Annotated in this window: 17 protein-coding genes; 1 reads left to right on the top strand and 16 read right to left on the bottom strand. The window is 72.4% G+C overall.

The features are described 5' to 3' along the window. Positions 1-93 precede the first annotated feature (93 nt). The 12 genes from KUA19_RS16470 to KUA19_RS16415 are packed head-to-tail and all read right to left on the bottom strand — an operon-like array spanning position 94 to position 10096. Entirely contained in the window at positions 94-2202 is a 2109-nt protein-coding gene (locus KUA19_RS16470; RefSeq protein WP_217396873.1) for a LysM peptidoglycan-binding domain-containing protein, read from the bottom strand. Between the two features lie 30 nt (positions 2203-2232). Further along, positions 2233-2646 (bottom strand): hypothetical protein, encoded by a 414-nt coding sequence (locus KUA19_RS16465; protein ID WP_217396872.1) that lies wholly within the window; start codon positions 2644-2646, stop codon positions 2233-2235. After that, positions 2643-3071 (bottom strand): TadE/TadG family type IV pilus assembly protein, encoded by a 429-nt coding sequence (locus KUA19_RS16460; protein WP_217396871.1) that lies wholly within the window; start codon positions 3069-3071, stop codon positions 2643-2645. The genes KUA19_RS16465 and KUA19_RS16460 overlap by 4 nt, the downstream gene beginning before the upstream one ends. Further along, on the bottom strand, positions 3068-3451 hold the full coding sequence (locus KUA19_RS16455) for a TadE/TadG family type IV pilus assembly protein (RefSeq protein WP_217396870.1): 384 nt from the start codon (positions 3449-3451) through the stop codon (positions 3068-3070). Before KUA19_RS16455 ends, KUA19_RS16460 begins: the two co-directional genes overlap by 4 nt. Positions 3452-3511: 60 nt before the next feature. Further along, the gene (locus tag KUA19_RS16450) at positions 3512-3715 is read right to left on the bottom strand and encodes a hypothetical protein (protein WP_217396869.1); all 204 of its coding nucleotides are present in this window, start codon (positions 3713-3715) and stop codon (positions 3512-3514) included. An 18-nt stretch (positions 3716-3733) separates the two neighbouring features. Then, a complete protein-coding gene (locus KUA19_RS16445; protein WP_217396868.1) occupies positions 3734-4612 on the bottom strand; it encodes a type II secretion system F family protein in 879 nt (292 codons plus the stop codon). Continuing rightward, the gene (locus KUA19_RS16440) at positions 4609-5508 is read right to left on the bottom strand and encodes a type II secretion system F family protein (RefSeq protein WP_217396867.1); all 900 of its coding nucleotides are present in this window, start codon (positions 5506-5508) and stop codon (positions 4609-4611) included. The genes KUA19_RS16445 and KUA19_RS16440 overlap by 4 nt, the downstream gene beginning before the upstream one ends. Next, positions 5505-7046 (bottom strand): TadA family conjugal transfer-associated ATPase, encoded by a 1542-nt coding sequence (locus KUA19_RS16435; RefSeq protein ID WP_217396866.1) that lies wholly within the window; start codon positions 7044-7046, stop codon positions 5505-5507. The genes KUA19_RS16440 and KUA19_RS16435 overlap by 4 nt, the downstream gene beginning before the upstream one ends. Then, positions 7043-7831 carry a CpaE/TadZ family protein gene (locus KUA19_RS16430; protein ID WP_217396865.1) on the bottom strand — a complete coding sequence of 263 codons (789 nt, stop codon included), beginning with the start codon at positions 7829-7831 and terminating at the stop codon, positions 7043-7045. The genes KUA19_RS16435 and KUA19_RS16430 overlap by 4 nt, the downstream gene beginning before the upstream one ends. Before the next feature lie 9 nt (positions 7832-7840). Then, the gene (locus KUA19_RS16425; protein WP_217396864.1) at positions 7841-8515 is read right to left on the bottom strand and encodes an SAF domain-containing protein; all 675 of its coding nucleotides are present in this window, start codon (positions 8513-8515) and stop codon (positions 7841-7843) included. Positions 8516-8558: 43 nt separating this feature from the next. Then, positions 8559-9506, bottom strand: a complete 948-nt coding sequence (locus KUA19_RS16420) for a hypothetical protein (RefSeq protein WP_217396990.1) — start codon at positions 9504-9506, stop codon at positions 8559-8561. Next, the gene (locus KUA19_RS16415; protein ID WP_217396863.1) at positions 9500-10096 is read right to left on the bottom strand and encodes a hypothetical protein; all 597 of its coding nucleotides are present in this window, start codon (positions 10094-10096) and stop codon (positions 9500-9502) included. Before KUA19_RS16415 ends, KUA19_RS16420 begins: the two co-directional genes overlap by 7 nt. Before the next feature lie 371 nt (positions 10097-10467). On the opposite strand from KUA19_RS16415, the gene KUA19_RS16410 reads away from it, so the two are divergent. After that, on the top strand, positions 10468-11673 hold the full coding sequence (locus tag KUA19_RS16410) for a cytochrome P450 (RefSeq protein ID WP_217396862.1): 1206 nt from the start codon (positions 10468-10470) through the stop codon (positions 11671-11673). Between the two features lie 120 nt (positions 11674-11793). On the opposite strand, the gene KUA19_RS16405 is transcribed toward KUA19_RS16410, so the two are convergent. The 4 genes from KUA19_RS16405 to KUA19_RS16390 form a co-directional block, all read right to left on the bottom strand. After that, positions 11794-14601, bottom strand: coding sequence for an ATP-binding protein (locus KUA19_RS16405; protein WP_217396861.1), 2808 nt, complete (start codon positions 14599-14601; stop codon positions 11794-11796). A gap of 140 nt (positions 14602-14741) precedes the next feature. Next, on the bottom strand, positions 14742-14945 hold the full coding sequence (locus tag KUA19_RS16400) for a hypothetical protein (protein ID WP_217396860.1): 204 nt from the start codon (positions 14943-14945) through the stop codon (positions 14742-14744). A gap of 150 nt (positions 14946-15095) precedes the next feature. Then, complete coding sequence (locus KUA19_RS16395; RefSeq protein WP_217396859.1) at positions 15096-15356, bottom strand: metallothionein; 261 nt, start codon at positions 15354-15356, stop codon at positions 15096-15098. Positions 15357-15476: 120 nt separating this feature from the next. Then, entirely contained in the window at positions 15477-15806 is a 330-nt protein-coding gene (locus KUA19_RS16390) for an SH3 domain-containing protein (protein ID WP_217396858.1), read from the bottom strand. Positions 15807-15934 lie beyond the last annotated feature (128 nt).

The raw sequence follows: 15934 nt of genomic DNA, 5'->3' as shown, positions 1-15934 counted from the left end.
GCGAAGCACGACCAGCTCGCCCCGCCTCCGGCGGTTTGGAAGGGCACCTTCCTCTACGTAAAACGATAAGAAGGTGCCCTTCCTTCGTAACAGTCAGGTGTGCAGGCGGTGGCGGGCGCCGGCGGGCTGCTGGGGGATGCGGGCCGCCTCGGCCTGGCCTTCGGCGTGCGTGATCAGTCCCTCGCTGGTCAGACCGCAGGCGGTGATGTCGGTGACGGCCAGCCAGGACATGTGCACGCCGCCGTCGCCGCCGATGGTGGCCGCCCAGCGGGTGCCGGTCGGATGCGTCGCGACCACGACCACACCGACCCGGCCCAGGTCGGCCAGCAGCGCGTCGAGGTCGCGCAGCTGCTCGGTGTGCTCGCCCCACGGGTCGGCGATGAACAGCACGTGCGTGGCCCAGGTGGTGACGTTGTTGATGCGCGCGGTGACAGTGTCCGCGGTCTGGGTGTCGTGCAGCACCGCCGCGTTGGCCGCCGCCCGGCGTCCGATGCGCGCCAGCGCGTCGCTGACCGACGAGCTGAACCGCACCCGGTCGTTGAGCGCGGTCAGGGCGCGTACGTCGGCGCCGCTGAACCCGGCGACCACCACCGACGCCTCGTCGGCCCAGGCGGCCGTGGCCACCTCGGCGGCCAGGAAGCGCAGCAGGTCGTCGCAGCGCTGCGGGTCGCCGACCAGGGTCAGCAGGCCGGTGCGCTCGCCGTCGACGTACAGCTGCCCGCCCTGCGGCCACGCGCCGACCTTGAGCAGGCCGGGCAGCAGCGACGGGGCGGTGTGCGCGTCGGGCAGCCACGCGGCGCTCGGCAGCGACCAGGTGTTGGGCCACTGCACCTCGAACGGCTCCGGCGGGTCGGCGCACGGGGCGGCCAGGATGATGGCCAGGTCGCCGCCGTGCTCCCAGGCCGCGGCGACGTCGGGCATCTCCCATGGCGCCCGGCCGCGCAGGCCGAGGGTGAGGTGGCGCAGCCCGGCGTCGAGCCGGTCGGCGGCCTGGTGCCGTGGCACCTCACGGACCTGGAACGCGAACGCGCTGCGGGGGCCGCGACGGCGCTTGCGGCGCACCCGCAGCTGGTGCATGCGCCGAATACGGCGGCGCACCACCATGTGCCCGGCCATCACCCCGGCCAGGGCGAGCCCGGCACCGGTGGCCAGCACCTTGATGTGGCCGGTGCCCGGGTCGGTCTCGTCCAGGCCGGGCGGGTTGGCGGGGGCGGTGCTCGCCGGGGTGGTCACCACCGGGGACGGGATCGCGGTCGGCGAGGTCGCGGGCAGGCTCGGGCGTACGGCCGGGGCGGGGACCGCCGACGGGGTCGGCGCGGGGGCCGGAGTGCTGGTCGGCGGCGGGGTCTGGGTCGTCGGCGGGGGCGCGGAGGGGTCCTCGACGGCGGGCAGCAGCAGTTTGCCCGTGGCGTGGCGGGCGCTGCCGCGGTCGTACGCGTCGGCGGGCAGCACCAGCCGCCAGCCCGGCTCGATGTGGTTGGGGTTGCGCACCAGCTGCGGGTTGAGCGCTGCGATCTGGTGGTATCGGTCGAAGTCGCCGGTGAACCGTTCGGCGATGCAGCCCAGGTAGTCGCCCTTGCGCACCACGTACACGGGGCGTTCGACGAGTTGGTGGGCCGGGGCGAGCCGGACGAGGTCCGTCGGCGGGCGGGCCGCGACCGGCACCAGCGCGCCCGGCTGCGGCACCGCGGTCGCGGGGCCCAGCGCCAGCACGGCCGAGCCACCGATGGACAGCGCGCCCACCGGGGCGGTGACGGGCACCACCGCGACGGCGCGAGCGGCCATCGGCGCGGGCACCGACGCGGTCGCGGCGGTGGCCATGCTGGTCCCGGCGAACACGGCGATCATCGCGCCGATCAGTGCCGCGACGATGCGCTGCTGTACGCCGAGCCCGGGGATGCGCCGGGCGCGGCGGCCGCGCAGCCGGGCCGGGATCTCCAGCAGCACGCTGATCGCGAACGTGAACCAGGCGAACCAGCCCGCGAGCGCCAGCAGCCGCAGGAACAGTCGCCCGTCGTCGGGCGAGGTCAGCAGGGTGGCCAGCTCGTCCACGGACGGCACGTGATCGGGCAGCGGGTTGCCCGCCACCTTGAGCAGCGCCATAGGTGCGCCGACGAGCACCGCGGCGAGCAGTGCCAGTGCGGCGAGCCCGGCGAGCAGGCGCACGAACCAGTGGGGCCTGGTGCGCTGGTCGATGGCCATGGGTGCGCCCTTTCGCTTGCTCTTCGCGGTCTATCCGATGAGGAGTGTTGCCGTTGCTTCGCCGGTCGCCGTCCAGGTGCCGCCGCCGAAGAAGTCCAGCCCGATCGGGTTGGCGTAGGTGACCGAAGCGCGCACGGTCAGGTGGCGGCGGTCCGGAGCGACGGTGACGGTGCCGGTGGCGCCGACGGTGGTCAGGTACGTCCGGGCCGCCGCGGCCGCCAGCGTGGCGTCCACGACCTTCGGCTTGCCCTGGATCGCGTCCTCGGGGTCGATGGCCTGGCCGGCGGCGCGCGCCGCCTCGCTGGCGATGTTGTCGGCACGCTGCAGCGCCCGGGTGCGGCCGGTGCCGACCACGACGAGCCCGATGGTGATGACCCAGGTGGTGGCCATGATGGCGAAGAAGACGGTCACCTTGCCGCCGTCGCGCGGGAGCCGGGGCGTCATCCGCGGCTCCGGTACGTGTCGAGCGGGCTGGTGAAGGTGGAGGTCAGGGTCGCGCTGCCGGGCATGCCGGGCAGGACGATGTCGCTGAAGTCGGCCACGCAGGTCAACGACACCCGCACGGTCGCCGACTGACCCACCGGCACGTCGAAGCCACTGGTGTCGGTGGCGACGGTCATGGTCTTGCAGCGGATGCCCTGGGCGGCGAACGAGCGGGCGGCGGCGTCGCGAGCCTGCGTACCGGCCGTGCCCTCGGTGCGGGCCAGGCTGGCGGTGCGGGCCGCGTCGTAGGCGGCGGCGTCGGCGGCCTGGCGGGCCAGGCCGATCCGCCCCGCCATCAGCACGGCGATGAAGAAGACGATCGCGACGGGAGTGAGGACGGCCAGCTCGATCGTCGCCGAGCCGCGCTCGCGCGCCCCCGCCCTCATCGGGTGAACCTTTCCACCGGGCCGTACGCCGTGTGGGAGACCGAGAACTCCCAGAACGGGATGATGCTCTGCGCCTTGCCCTTGACGGTGACCGTCGCGACGTCGGCGTTGACCGAGGCGGCGATCTCGGTGTCGGTGATGCCGAAGTCGACGCGCCGCAGGAACGACCGGGCGCGGTCACGTCCGGCGGTCGCGTCGGAACCGTAGTTGCGGGCCGCGTTGGCGCCCTGGGTCGCGGCGGCCAGAGCCAGGGCCTTCGCCTGGTACACGAGGGCCGCCTGCACGACGATGAACGTCACCACCAGCAACGGCAGCGCCAGGATCGCCATTTCGACCGTGCCGTCGCCCCGGTCGCGGCGGCGGCGCCAGGGTGCGCGCACCCCCCGCCGGCCCCCAGACGGGAGCCGGCGACGGCGTGCGAGCGGTTGTCCTGGCATGGTTTACGGCAGGGTCGCCGTGGTAGGGACCTTGTTGGCCCAGCCCTTGGCCACGCCGTAGATGATGGTGCCGACGACGACGGCCCCAGTCGCCATGATGAAGATCATCACGACGTGCGGCACCGGGCCCTCGCCCTTGTCGCGCGTGGCCGGGTCGGTCAGGGTCCGCAGCTTCTCGCTGACGGACACCGCGAGCTTCAGGAACATGACGGTGGTGCTCCCTTCCTAGTACGTCTGGTTCAACAGGTTCGCCATCAGCGGATATCCGACGAGGACGAGCAGGATGACGATGAGCAGGGTGGAGGGGATGTCCAATTTCGAACTGCGAGTCTTGGCGTCCTCCAGCGCCCGGACCCTGATCTGGTCGCGCAGCGACGCCGACTGGGCCCGCAGCGTCTGGTAGACCTGCGCCCCGTCGTTGCCCGCGCTGCGCATGATGTCGGCGAAGCTGTCCAGCTCCGCCACCTTGATGTCCTCGGCGAGCGTCTTGAGCTCGTCCCACGGCGGGCGCATCTGCAGCTGGGCGGTGAGCAGCGCGGTCCGCAGCCGGGTGTACGGCCACCCGTCGCAGATGCTCGCCGACCGCTCCATCGCCTCGACCGCGCCGTGCCCGGAGCGCACCTGGTGCGCCGTCAGCGCCGCGTACGTGCACAGTGCCCGGGCGAACTCCGCCCGCGCCGACCTTGCCTTGGCGATCATGTCAAAGTGCGCGAGCAGCGCCGCGGCCGTGGCGAGCAGCACGGTCGCCGCGACCGGGATGAACAGCGGGACGGAGAGCCCGGCCAATGTGGCCACGATGGTCAGCAGCACCGGCAGCAGGAACGCCATCAGCGCCGACAGGCCGACGCTGAGCATGTGCCGCCCGGGGGTACGGCCGAGGATGCTGAGGTCGGCAGCGGGCAGGCGCAGGCTCGACAGCCAGTCGGTGGACATCGGGGCCGACGCGGTGATCTCGCCGTCGGAGCCGAGCGTCGGGTGCAGCCGGCGCAGCGCCGGGCCCAGCGCGGGCGTGGCCGGCACGAACTGGATGATCAGCAGGTAGAGCCCGTACCCGACGACGGCGCCTGCGGCCACCACGACGCCGAACCAGAAGTCCACGGTCATGACGGCACCGCCGGGGCCTTCTCGGCGTCGGTGCGAAGCAGCCGCGGCAGCCGCGGCGGCAGCGACAGTCCTCGGATCCACAGCATCAACCCGATGTACAGCGCCGTCAGCCCGACCAGGATCGCCTGCCCCATGCTGGTGCGGTAGGGCGCGGCATATCCCGCGCTGAACGCGCCGAACACGAGCACGGCCACGGTCACCCCGGTGAGGAAGCGCACCGTGAAGCGGGCGCTGGCCCGCTCGCTGTCCACCGTGGACCGGGCCACGACCTCGTCCGACAGCGACTGGGCGATGTCGGTCAGCGCGGCGTAAAGACCGTCACCCGCGTCGGCGGCCTGCAGGATCAGCGGCGCGATAACCTCGTCGGAGCTGTGGTCGTCGAGGTCCTCGGCGAACATCCGCAGCGCCGTGGGCGCGTCGGTGCCCGCCTGCAACCGGGCGGCCAGCGTCTTGACCTCGATGTTCAGCAGCGGCGGTGCGGTGCGCGCGGTGGCGATGATGGCGGCCTGCAACCCGATGCCGTTGCGCACGTAGTCACTGACCCGCCGGGTCCACGTCTCCAGCGCACCGAGCCGGGCGATCGCCTTCTTCTCCGCGCCGGCCGCCGCGAACAGCCACGGCACGCCCGGGATGGCCAGCATCACGACCACGCCGCCGACCGGCCAGCCGGTGAACAGCCACGCGGCCGCCCCGGCCACCACCGCGAAGACCAGCAGCGACCGGTGGGCCCGGCGCTGCGCGGCGGTGCGGCCCGGGCCGGCCCAGAACCGGCGCAGCCACAGCTTCGTCGGCGAGGCCGGGCCGATCGGCTTGGTGGTGCCGATCAGGAACACGACGGCCATGGTCAGGCCGACGCCGATCAGCAGCACCGACAGGATCGCCAGAATCTGGATCATGAGCGCACCCGCTTGGTGAGCAGTTCACGCGTCCACGAGCCCCGGTTGTGCGCCCCCGCCTCGATGTACGGGATCAGCTCACGCGGGTCGTAGCCCACGTCCATCAGGTCGTCGCGGATGCGTTCGGGCAGGTGGCGAGGCACGCCCCGGCCGTCCGGGCCGGGACCGAACACGGTCGTGGTGATGACCCGGCCGTCGCGCATGCCGCCGACCTCGATCACATGCGAGACGAACCGGTGCTCACCGCCGCCGATGGCCCGCTCGTCGACCACGGTCGTGTAGACGATCAGGTCGATGCCCTGCGCCGCCATCCGCAGCGCCTGCTCGGCGCCGATATCGTTGCCGTACGAGCAGGCCAGCTGGACGATCGAGTCCATCACCTCGCGCGCCTGCCGGGCGTGGATGGTGCACATCGCGCCCCGGCTGACCGTCATCGCCCGCAGCATCGGCACGATCTCGCGGCCGCGGGTCTCGCCCACGATCACCCGCCGCACGCCGAGCCGCTGCGTGATCGGCATCATGTCGTGCAGGGTCTTCTCGCCGCGGCGCTTGCCGTTGTTGTCGTACTCCCCGTGGCCCTGCAGGGCCTCCAGGCTGATCACCCAGTTCTCGTCCTGCGGCATCGCGGCCTCGTGCAGGCCCAGCTCGCGCGACTCCTCGAGGGTGATGTACGGCTCCCCCGCCGGGATGGTGCGCGCCAGCGCCCGCAGCAGCGTGGTCTTGCCCGAGGCGGCCAGGCCCGCGACCATGATGTTGGCGCCCGCCTCCAGCGCCTTCACCAGGAACCGGTACATCAGCAGGTCGATCATCCCGTAGCGGTCGCGCAGCTCCTCCAGCGACGCCGCGAACAGCGTGTGCTTGCGGATGTAGACGATCGGCCGGGGCGACACCTTGTACAGCACCGTCATCCGGGAGCCGTCGGGCAGCTGCATGTCCAGCTCCGGGTTGGACTCCGACAGCTGGCGCTCGGTGGCGGCCACCCGCATCGCCAGCACCTGGAGCATGCTGACGAGTTCGTCGTCGCTGTCGGCGACGGGCTCGCCGCGGCTGCGGCTGCCGTCGGCGTGGTGCAGCAGCACCTGGTCGCAGCCGATGATGTGCACGTTGGTGACGTACGGGTCGTCCAGCAGCCGCTGCAACCGCCCGGCGCCGAACATGCCCGCCACCACCGCGTCGAGCAGTGCCTGCTCCTGCGCGGGGCTGATCGGCTGGCCCGCGTGCGCCATCGCCACCGCGTAGTCGGCGATGATCTCGCGGCCGATCCGGGCGGCGACCTCGCGCCGGTAGCCCGGGGTGACGTTGGCGGCGTCGGTGAGCAGCCGGGTCAGCGTCTCGGTGACGCGGCTCTGCAACTGGCGGACCACGCCGTAGTCGATCGGCACCGGCAGGTTCGGCGCCGCCCCCGAGCCGCCCGGTGACGGCGGCCCGGCATACGCCACGGCGGTGCCGTGCGGCGACGGCACCCGGGCGTGACCGTTGACGCGCACCGGCGGATTGGGCTCCGGTGGCGGCAGCGGGATGTACGGACGGGCGGTCATCGGACCACCGGCAGTCGCTCGGTGTCGCGGCGCGAGGCCTCCGGCCGGGCCACCGCCATCGCCGCGCAGACGTTGTCGTACGCCGCGGCGGCGGCCTTCATCAGCGGCGCCCGGCGCCGCCCCCGGCCCTCGCCGGACAGCGCGGCGCCGCTGCCCGGATCCCACGGCAGCGCGGCGACCACCGGCACGCCCAGGTTGCGGGCGATGTCGCGGCCGGAGATGCCGCTGCCGACCAGCAGCAGCCCGACGCTGCTCTCCACGAAGCCCGGCGGCAGTTCGCGGCGCATCGCCCCGATCGCGGAGGCGGCCGGGGAGACCGTGCGCAGCGAGCGCGCCCGTACCGTGAGCAGCACCAGGTCGGCCCGGCCGAGCAGCGCCCAGGGCGGGTTCGCCGCGGCCAGGCGGCCGCAGTCGGCCAGCACCGTGCTGCCGGTCATCCGGGCGAAGAGGTCGGCGAGGCTGGTCCAGGCCAGGTTCAGCGACGAGCTCTGCGAGGGCTCGGTCAGGCCGGGCAGGGCCATCCGCTGCTGGCGCGGGGAGTCCAGGTCGATCAGGTTTCCGGTCAGGTCCTGCTCGGCGGTGCCGCGCAGGGCCGAGGAGGCCAGCGGCAGCACGCCCCGGGTGGTGGGCAGTTCGTAGCGCGACAGGTAGCCGGCGAGCAGGTCGCCGCCCGCCGGGTCGCACTCGGCCAGCAGGGTCGGGGCGGGCCACGTCAGCGTGAAGGCGAGCGCGGCGGTCGAGCAGCCCGGCGAGCCCTTCGCCGAGACCAGGGCGATCAGCGTCATCGTGGCCGCCTACGGACCGTCGAGCGTCAGCACGAGGCGCTTGTCGGCCGCGGCCAGCGCGACGGTGGGCGCGTCGGCGGTGGCGACCTCGACGTTGAGGATGGTCTGGCCGACCTTGGTGCCGGCGATCCGATCGATGATCTTCGCTGTGATGGTGCGCGGCGGCACCAGCTCGGGGGTGCCGGCCTCGCCGGCCGGGCGGTCCGCCGGCTTGAGCACGATCAGCACCGAGGCGCCGACCGGGATGCGGGACAGGGTGGGCATCCGGTCCTCGTCCAGCGCGATGCCGACCAGCTCCATGCCCGGTCCCGGCACCGGTGTGTCGGTGATCTGGTCCATGGTGATCAGCGAACCGGGCACCAGCGCCATCAGCGCGCGCTTGCCGACCACGTTCGCGGCCTGCTCGGCCGGGATCGGCTTGAGGCCCGCCGCGTCGTTGACCCGGACGATCACCAGGTCCGCCGCGCGGATCTCGGCGCCTGCCCCGACCGGGACGCCGACGGCGAGGAAGTCGTGCGTGCTGCCCATGCGCATGACCACGTATCCGGCGGTCAGCGCGCCGAGCACGATGAGCAGCACCGCGAGCGAGCCCTGGGCCCAGGATCGGCGGCGCGGCGCCGAACGGGCCACCCCGATCGGCGGCAGCGGCGCCCGCGCGGGCGTGTTCGTAGTGGCGATGCTCATGCGCTGGTCTCCTGACTGCTGTGCCTCACCTGCGGGTGCTCGCTCATGAGTTGTTCACCACCTGCATCTCGTCGATCCGGACGGTGATCGAGGACACCCGGGTGAGGTTGACCGTGCCCGAGCGGCCGCCGCCGGACCACGTCACGCGCCAGTAACTGCGGGCGGTGACGGTGTACTTCCCGTTCGCCTTGTCGCGCGAGGACTGCGAGTACTTGTAACCGCAGTTCGGCGACGAGGTGTTGCCCCGCGAGGCGGTGTACGCGGTGCCCGCGTTCCAGCAGGTCACGGTGTGGCCGTCGCCCATGTTCCAGACGATGCGGCGCACGTTGGCGGTGGCGGTGACCGACAGCCCCGGCACTGAGGCGGTGGCCGAGATCGGCCCCCAGGTGCGGTCGCTGACCTCGTTCCACATCCACACCGGCAGGCCGACCAGGCCCGGCCCGTTGGCCGGGTCGGGCGCCAGCCCGATGTCCGGGCCGCGCAGCGGCATCTGGTTGATCGCGCGCAGGGCCAGACTGATCGGGGAGGGCAGGCCGCCGTATCCCGGCGGCGGGCTGGTCAGGTACTCCGTGGTCGCCTGCTGCCAGCCGGCGGACAGGCCGCCCCAGCACCAGACGGCGTACATGAAGCCCTTGGTCGGGTCGTGGCCGGCCCACACCGGGTCGTTGATGGACAGCTCGAGCCGGTCGTAGTAGCAGCTGTCGGTGTGGTTGAACCAGCCGAGGCCCGGCTTGTAGCAGGAGATCTCGCCCAGCTGCTCGTGCTCGCAGAGGGCGGCACCGCCACCACCGCCGCCACCACCGCCACCGCCTCCCCCGCCGCCGCCCCCACCGGTGACGATGAGGATGCAGTCGCCGCTGTTGGGCGGGCAGTAGATGTAGTCGGCCCACGCCGCCGGGGGCGTCACCACCAGGCCGGCCACCACCGCGAGCAGCGTGACGGCCAGGCCGGACAGGGCCCGGCGCGGGGAGAGGGTCGGACGGTTCAGCATGACGCACCCCTGTCTGCCTGCGACTCGACCCAGCGCCAGGCGCCGTCGGGGTAGAGCCCCGCGCGCATGGTGACCGGGTAGCGCTGGTTCTGCTTCGGTGCCACGACGGACTTGCCGGTCTTCTTGTCGACGGTGTCGGTGCCCGCGTCGTCGACGCAGGCCTCGACCGTGATCGAGGTCTCGCTCACCGACACCACCCGGCGCAGGGCGACACTCGGCTCGCCGGTACGCACGTAGCCCTGCTCGGCCAGCACACCCAGATCACGTTCGAGCGCGGACATGTAGCGGCCGCCGGAGAAGGCGTACATCGGGCGGGCGGTGATGTCCGGGGCCCAGTCGTACTTGCCGGTCTGGGCGGCCTTGACGTAGATCCGGTTCAGCTTCAGGAAGTTGGCCCAGGCCGCGTCGACGTTCTGCTGGTCCTCGGGCTCCAGCGAGGGCCTGGGTGCGGCCGACTGGACCGAGGCGCGGTTGGGCTTGATGTCGGGGTCGACGGCGCGCGGGCCGCCACATCCGGCGGACATGGTCAACGTGGCCGCGACAACCGTCGCGAGGACCACGAAACGTCCACTGTGGCTGTATGGATTCACGCGCCCCCCTCGTCCCCGACGAGCTTCGCTGACTCCTTACACCTGTCGGTGAAACCGCTGTCTGGTAGCGCTTCCCCCGATCCAGACGGCCGATCGTACGACGAGGTCGACCGATATAACAAGGGGTGGAGAATGTCCATACGTACAGTATTCGATACCAAATCTTCCCCCCTCCAACCAGGACGATCAGACTGTCCACTTCGTGCCGTCGAGTCACCCTCCATTCATGTTGATCATTAAGTTATGCGAATCTTGGCATAGATGTCCGGTTCCGAAATTCATGATCGGTAAGGGTCGGCGACCGTGATTTGCGAGGAAATGGGCGTTTGCCTGGGTAGGATGGTGAAGATCAATCGACGGGGGTGGTCGTGATGGCGACAGTCAGCACCGGAACTGGGTTGACCGCTCAGCCCGGGACGTTCGAGGGCGTCGTCGACTGGTACGCGCGCATGCGTGCCCACGAGCCGGTCAGCTGGGACGAGCAGTACGGCGCCTACCACCTCTTCGGCTACGACGACATCGAGGCGGTCCTGTCCGACCCGATCACGTTCTCCTCCGACCTGACCGGCCTCATGCCGCCGCAGGCGGAACTGGAGCTGTTCAGCCGGGGCAACTTCGTCCGGATGGACCCGCCCCGCCACGACAAGCTGCGCCGCCTGGTGAGCAAGGCGTTCACCCCACGGGTGGTGGCCGAGCTGGCCCCGCGCATCACCACCATCACCGACGAGCTGCTCGACGCCGTCGCGGGCAGCCCGAGCTTCGACCTGGTGCAGGCGCTGGCCTACCCGCTGCCGGTCACCGTGATCGCCGAGCTGATCGGAGTGCCCGCGTCCGACCGCGACGAGTTCCGGCGCTGGGCCGACTCACTGCTCAACGCGCAGCTGCCGGAGCGGGTCATCCCGGACCAGGCCCGGCTGGACCAGGCCGGCGAGCGACTGCGCGCGATGATCGACTATCTGCTGGCGCACATCCGACAGCGCCGCCGGTCCCCCGCCGACGACCTCACCACCACGCTGATCGCGGCCGAGGTCGACGGCGAGCACCTGACCGACGAGGAGATCGTGGGCTTCCTCGGCGTGCTGCTCATCGCCGGGCACATCACCACGACCACGCTGCTCACCAATACGGTGTGGTGCCTGGACGACAACCGCGACGCCGCGACGGCGGTACGCCGCGACCCGGCGAAGATCGCACCGATGCTGGAGGAGGTGCTGCGGTTCCGGTCGCCGTTCCCCAGACTGGCCCGGCTCACCACCACCGAGGCGACCGTCGGCGGACAGCGCATCGCCGCCGGGAAGATCCTCATGCCCTGGGTCGCCTCGGCCAACCGCGACGAGAAGCGGTTCCCGCACCCAGACCGGTTCGACCCCGACCGCAACCCCAACCAGCACCTGGCCTTCGGCCACGGCATCCACTTCTGCATCGGCGCGCCGCTGGCCCGGCTGGAGGCCCGGCTGGCCATGACCATCCTGCTGGAACGCTGCCGTGACATCGAGATCGCCGACGGCGCCGAGTTCTACGACGCCCGCATGATGACCGGCGCCCACACCCTCCCCTTGCAGGTCACCTGGATCTAACCGCCCACCCACCCGGTCAAGGTCACCCAAGTTGCCGGGCAATCGGGTGTATGGCGGTCCAAGATACGCCCGATTGCCCGGCAACTTGCGCGATCATCACGGGGCGACGGGGCGGGAGGGTCAAGGGACGGCGGGGCGTTGGTGGGCGGAGACGGCCAGTTCGACGCGGGAGTGGACACCGACCTTGGCCAGGATGCTGGAGACGTGGGACTGGACCGTGCGGCGGGACAGGAACAGGCGTTCGGCGATCTCCGGATTGGACATGCCGCTGGCGACCAGCAACGCGATCCGGTGCTCGGTCTCGGTGAGCGCCTCCCAGCCGGTCTTGGGTCGCCTGCGCGGGCCCACCCGGCCCCGGCGCACCCCGGCCTGGCGCAGCCGCGCCTGCGCACGGGCCACGTCCCACGCGGCCTCGCACGCGGCGTAGCCCTCCAGTGCCCGCGCCAGCGCCTCGCGCGCACGCTCGCCGTCGCCGCGCCCGGCCAGCAGCGCGGCGGCGTCCTCGTCCGCCTGCGCCTGGTGAAAATGCCAGCCGCAGCCCGCGAACCCCCGCGCGGCGACCAGCACCTGCTCCGGGTCGCCGTCGGCCAACCCCGTGCACAGGGCGGCGGTCGCGGCGAGGCTGGCCACGGCCGGTTCGGCGCGGGACAGCTCGGCCACACTGTCGGCCAGGGCGCGCCCCCGCGCGCCGTCCCCGGCCGCCGCGACCAGTCGGGCCAGGTCGGGGCAGCAGTGGTAGATCAGGCGGCGGGGCAGGTGGTCGGCGACCGAGGCGTGCTCCCAGTACGGGTACAGCAGCTCGACCGCGTGCCGCGGCCGCCCCTGCTCCCGCAGCGCCCGAGCCCAGCCCGACAGGTACGCGTACTGCGCCTCGGTCTCGCCGTGCTGGGTCTGCGCCACCACCCCGGCCTCGCGCACCGGATTGTCGCGGTGCAGCGCGATCAGCGTGTCGAGCCCGTGCAGCCAGGGCAGGTCGCCGAGCGGGTCGGGATACTCCCGGCCGGACTCGATCTCGGCCAGGGCATCGTCCCAGCGTCCGGTGAGGAAGCCCAGTTGCGCCCGCAGCGCGTGGACCAGCGTCAGATACGGCCCGCCAAAGCGTTCGTTGCCGTCCAGCGCGTACGCCAACGCCGCCTCGGCCTCGTCCAGCCGGTCCAGCAGCAGCAGGCAGTAGCCGCGCAGTACGTACTGGCCGGCGGGCATGTCGGGCAGCACGCCCGCGCCCAGGTCCACGATGGCCTGCTCGGCCAGGGCCAGCCCGTGCGGGACGTCGCCCTCGATGAAGCGCAGCACCCCCTGGACCAGCCGCCCCAGTCCGATGGCGTAGTGGTCGCCGACGGCGGTGCCGTCGGCGATGGCCCGCCGCGCGGCGGCAGCGCTGGCCTCGTGCTCGCGCAGGAAGAACAGGCACTTGGCGCAGAAGCCGTGGAAGCGGCCGGTCGTCTCGGGCGGCAGGTCGGGCCGCGCCAGCGCGAGCCCCGCCACCCGCACCGCCTCGGCCTGGCGGCCCTGCCGGAAGCAGGCATCCATCAGCAGCCAGTACAGGTCGGCGCGGCGGCGCGGGTCGGTGTCCTTGGCCAGGGCGCCCCGGGCGGCCCGCTCCGCCTCGTCCACCTCACCCGCCCAGATCAACGCCCGGACCAGCTGGAAGCGCAGCTCGTACGCCCGCCCGCCGGTGACCGACGCCAGCGCCCGCCGCAGCAGCCGCACCGCCGTGCCCGGCGCCCGCGTGGTCAGCTCCTCGGCCGAGCGGGCCAGCCAGTCCAATGTGGCCGAGTCCAGCATCGACCCGTTCACCAGGTGCTCGGCCACCCGGTCGACCCCGCCGCCGGCGGTGATCAGCACCTGTCCGGCGCGCAGGTGCAGCGCCGCGCGCAGCTGCTCGGGCACCCCCTCCACCAGTGCCTGCCGGATCAGCGCGTGCCGGAACTCCAGGTACGCCCCCGCGTCGACCAGGATGCCCGCCTCGATCGCGGCGGACAGCAGCTCCGACAGGCCCAGCACCGGCTCGTCCAGCACCGTGGCCAGCTCGCCCACGTCGATCGCCCGGCCCAGCACCGCCGCCTGCTGCAGGATCTCCCGCTGCCGCGCGGGCAGGTAGTCCAGGCGACCCAGGATCGAGGTCAGCAGCGACGGCGGCATCCGCCCGTCGGCGGAGGCGGTCAGCTCGGCCTGGCCACCCGACACCCGGATGCCGCCGTCCCGCCGCAGCGCCGCGACCAGCTCGGTGAGGTAGAAGGGGTGACCGCCCGCCCCGGCGATCAGCGCGGCCAGCCGGGGGCCGGGGTCGGCGCCGAGCGTCCCGGCGGCCAAGTCGGCGGCGTCCTGTGGCGCCAGCGGGGCCAGGCGCAGCTCGGCGGCGCCGCGCGCGTGCAGACTGCGGATGAGGCAGGCCAGCTCGCCCCGGGCGGGCGCGCGGGCGGCGAGCACCAGCAGCAGCGGATACTCCTCGATGCCACGGCCGAGTCGGTGCAGCACCACCATGCTCTCCGCGTCGGCCCACTGCGCGTCGTCGACGATCACCGCCACCGGTCCCCGCGCGCACCACGTGTCGACCAGGTCGAGCATCGCCTCGGTGACCGCAAGCTGGTGGTTGGCGGCCGCGGCGCTCTCGGCCAGCGCGCCCTCGCCGCGCAGCAGCCGCAGCACCCGACCGACAGCCGGGTCGTCGGCCTCGGCGCGCAGGTTCAGACAGGCGGCCATGGTGGCGAACGGCATCAGCTGTTCGAGGTCCTCGGCGACGCCGCGCAGCACCCGCATCCCCAGCCGCGCGCAGGTCGCGGCCGCGTGGTCGAGCAGAGTGGTCTTGCCGATGCCCGGCTCGCCCGCGAGCACCACGGCCGCGCCGTGGCCGGCGGCCGCGTCCCGGGCCAGCGTGTCCAGCCGCTCGACCTCGCTCGCGCGGCCCACGAAGACGGGCGCCGCCATGGCCCAAGCCTAGTCGCGGGTATCGCTCCAACAGGGCGTTACCCGGACCAGCCTCGAGCCTGGCGGCGTTGGGATGGGTGAAACCGGTCCGCGGCCGGGGGAGGCGCCAGGGCGGCGCCAGGGCGGACCGTGGGGTTCTTCTAGCAGGCGACGGGCTCGGCGTACATCTCGTCGATGACGGCGAGCACGCCCGCGATGGTGGTGCGGGCGCGGGTGGCGATGTGCTCCACCGGCGCGTTGTTGGCGAAGGCCTCGCGGATGGCGGCCCGCATGGACCCGCTGTCGTGCCCGTGGGGCAACGCCTGGTCAATCAGGTTCAGCGTGTGGTCTGCGGCGAGGTACATCCAGTGGTCTCCGTTCCGTGCGGGGCGCCCTACGACATCCACGATCCGGCATCGGGACGCGGGAAACATCCGCCACCTCGCGGTAACCGGCGGGGGTTTACTCCCCCGCCGGCAGCTTCGAGTCCTGTTCGCGTCGTTCGTCCCGTGGCCTCAGCCGGGATGCACCCCCACCGCGTCGCGGATCTTGAACCCTTCCCGGGCGTCGGCGGATCTGGCGCAGTGCGCGCAGCAGTAGAAGTGTCCCGACACCTCCACCCCGTGACCGATGATCTTGCAGGCGCAGTGCTCGCACACCGGCGCCAACCGCTGCACCGCGCACTCGAAGCTGTCGAACACGTGCACGCTGCCGCCCGCGGTGTGCACCTCGAACGACAGCCAGTACTCGTTCTTGCAGACCTCGCACGTACCCATGACGCCTCCTCTAGGTGTATCCGAGCAGCCGTCACCAGTCTCAGCGAAGGAAGGGCACCTTCTTATCGTTTTACGCAGAACAAGGTGCCCTTCCAAACCGCCGGAGGCGGGACGAGCGGATCAGTAGCCGCAAGCTTTCACGTCGACCGGCGTCACCTGGTGCGAGTGCAGGTATCCGCCCAGCGAGGTGTAGAGCCACATCGCCGCGTACGGCCCGTTGCCGCCCACCGGCTCACCGGAGGTCCAGCAGAGCACCTCCACGGTGGTGCCCGCGGCCAGCTCCGCGAGCACCGCGGAGCCGGTGCTCGGGTACGCGCGCAGGTTGGTCGCCTCCCGCACCGTCGCCGTCTGATCCCGCGCCGCGGCCTGCGCCGACGAGGCCGGGAACATGCCGCAGGCGACCGCCAACGCGGCTCCCACGACCGCCGTGCGTCTGAATGTGGGTCCCATGGTCCACCGCCCTAGCGTGGGGTGACGGACCGGCCGGTCCTACCAGGCGATGATCATCAACTCAAGGCTACGCCCCGGCAGGCGGCGCCGCCTGCGATCGGTCGACGCGGGATGGCGCGGCGGCCGCG

The sequence above is a fragment of the Catellatospora tritici genome, from assembly GCF_019083965.1.
Lineage (GTDB): Bacteria > Actinomycetota > Actinomycetes > Mycobacteriales > Micromonosporaceae > Catellatospora > Catellatospora tritici.
Note: the sequence above shows the minus strand (reverse complement) of the source record. Positions and strands in the feature narration are given on the sequence as shown.

Coding starts and splice junctions, on each gene's coding strand:
- KUA19_RS16400 (WP_217396860.1), bottom strand. CDS start 14,945: ATGTACCTCGCCGCAGACCACACGCTGAACCTGATTGACCAGGCGTTG.
- KUA19_RS16445 (WP_217396868.1), bottom strand. CDS start 4,612: ATGACCGTGGACTTCTGGTTCGGCGTCGTGGTGGCCGCAGGCGCCGTC.
- KUA19_RS16430 (WP_217396865.1), bottom strand. CDS start 7,831: ATGACGCTGATCGCCCTGGTCTCGGCGAAGGGCTCGCCGGGCTGCTCG.
- KUA19_RS16460 (WP_217396871.1), bottom strand. CDS start 3,071: ATGAGGGCGGGGGCGCGCGAGCGCGGCTCGGCGACGATCGAGCTGGCC.
- KUA19_RS16420 (WP_217396990.1), bottom strand. CDS start 9,506: ATGCTGAACCGTCCGACCCTCTCCCCGCGCCGGGCCCTGTCCGGCCTG.
- KUA19_RS16390 (WP_217396858.1), bottom strand. CDS start 15,806: ATGGGACCCACATTCAGACGCACGGCGGTCGTGGGAGCCGCGTTGGCG.
- KUA19_RS16440 (WP_217396867.1), bottom strand. CDS start 5,508: ATGATCCAGATTCTGGCGATCCTGTCGGTGCTGCTGATCGGCGTCGGC.
- KUA19_RS16450 (WP_217396869.1), bottom strand. CDS start 3,715: ATGTTCCTGAAGCTCGCGGTGTCCGTCAGCGAGAAGCTGCGGACCCTG.
- KUA19_RS16425 (WP_217396864.1), bottom strand. CDS start 8,515: ATGAGCATCGCCACTACGAACACGCCCGCGCGGGCGCCGCTGCCGCCG.
- KUA19_RS16410 (WP_217396862.1), top strand. CDS start 10,468: ATGGCGACAGTCAGCACCGGAACTGGGTTGACCGCTCAGCCCGGGACG.
- KUA19_RS16395 (WP_217396859.1), bottom strand. CDS start 15,356: ATGGGTACGTGCGAGGTCTGCAAGAACGAGTACTGGCTGTCGTTCGAG.
- KUA19_RS16435 (WP_217396866.1), bottom strand. CDS start 7,046: ATGACCGCCCGTCCGTACATCCCGCTGCCGCCACCGGAGCCCAATCCG.
- KUA19_RS16405 (WP_217396861.1), bottom strand. CDS start 14,601: ATGGCGGCGCCCGTCTTCGTGGGCCGCGCGAGCGAGGTCGAGCGGCTG.
- KUA19_RS16470 (WP_217396873.1), bottom strand. CDS start 2,202: ATGGCCATCGACCAGCGCACCAGGCCCCACTGGTTCGTGCGCCTGCTC.
- KUA19_RS16465 (WP_217396872.1), bottom strand. CDS start 2,646: ATGACGCCCCGGCTCCCGCGCGACGGCGGCAAGGTGACCGTCTTCTTC.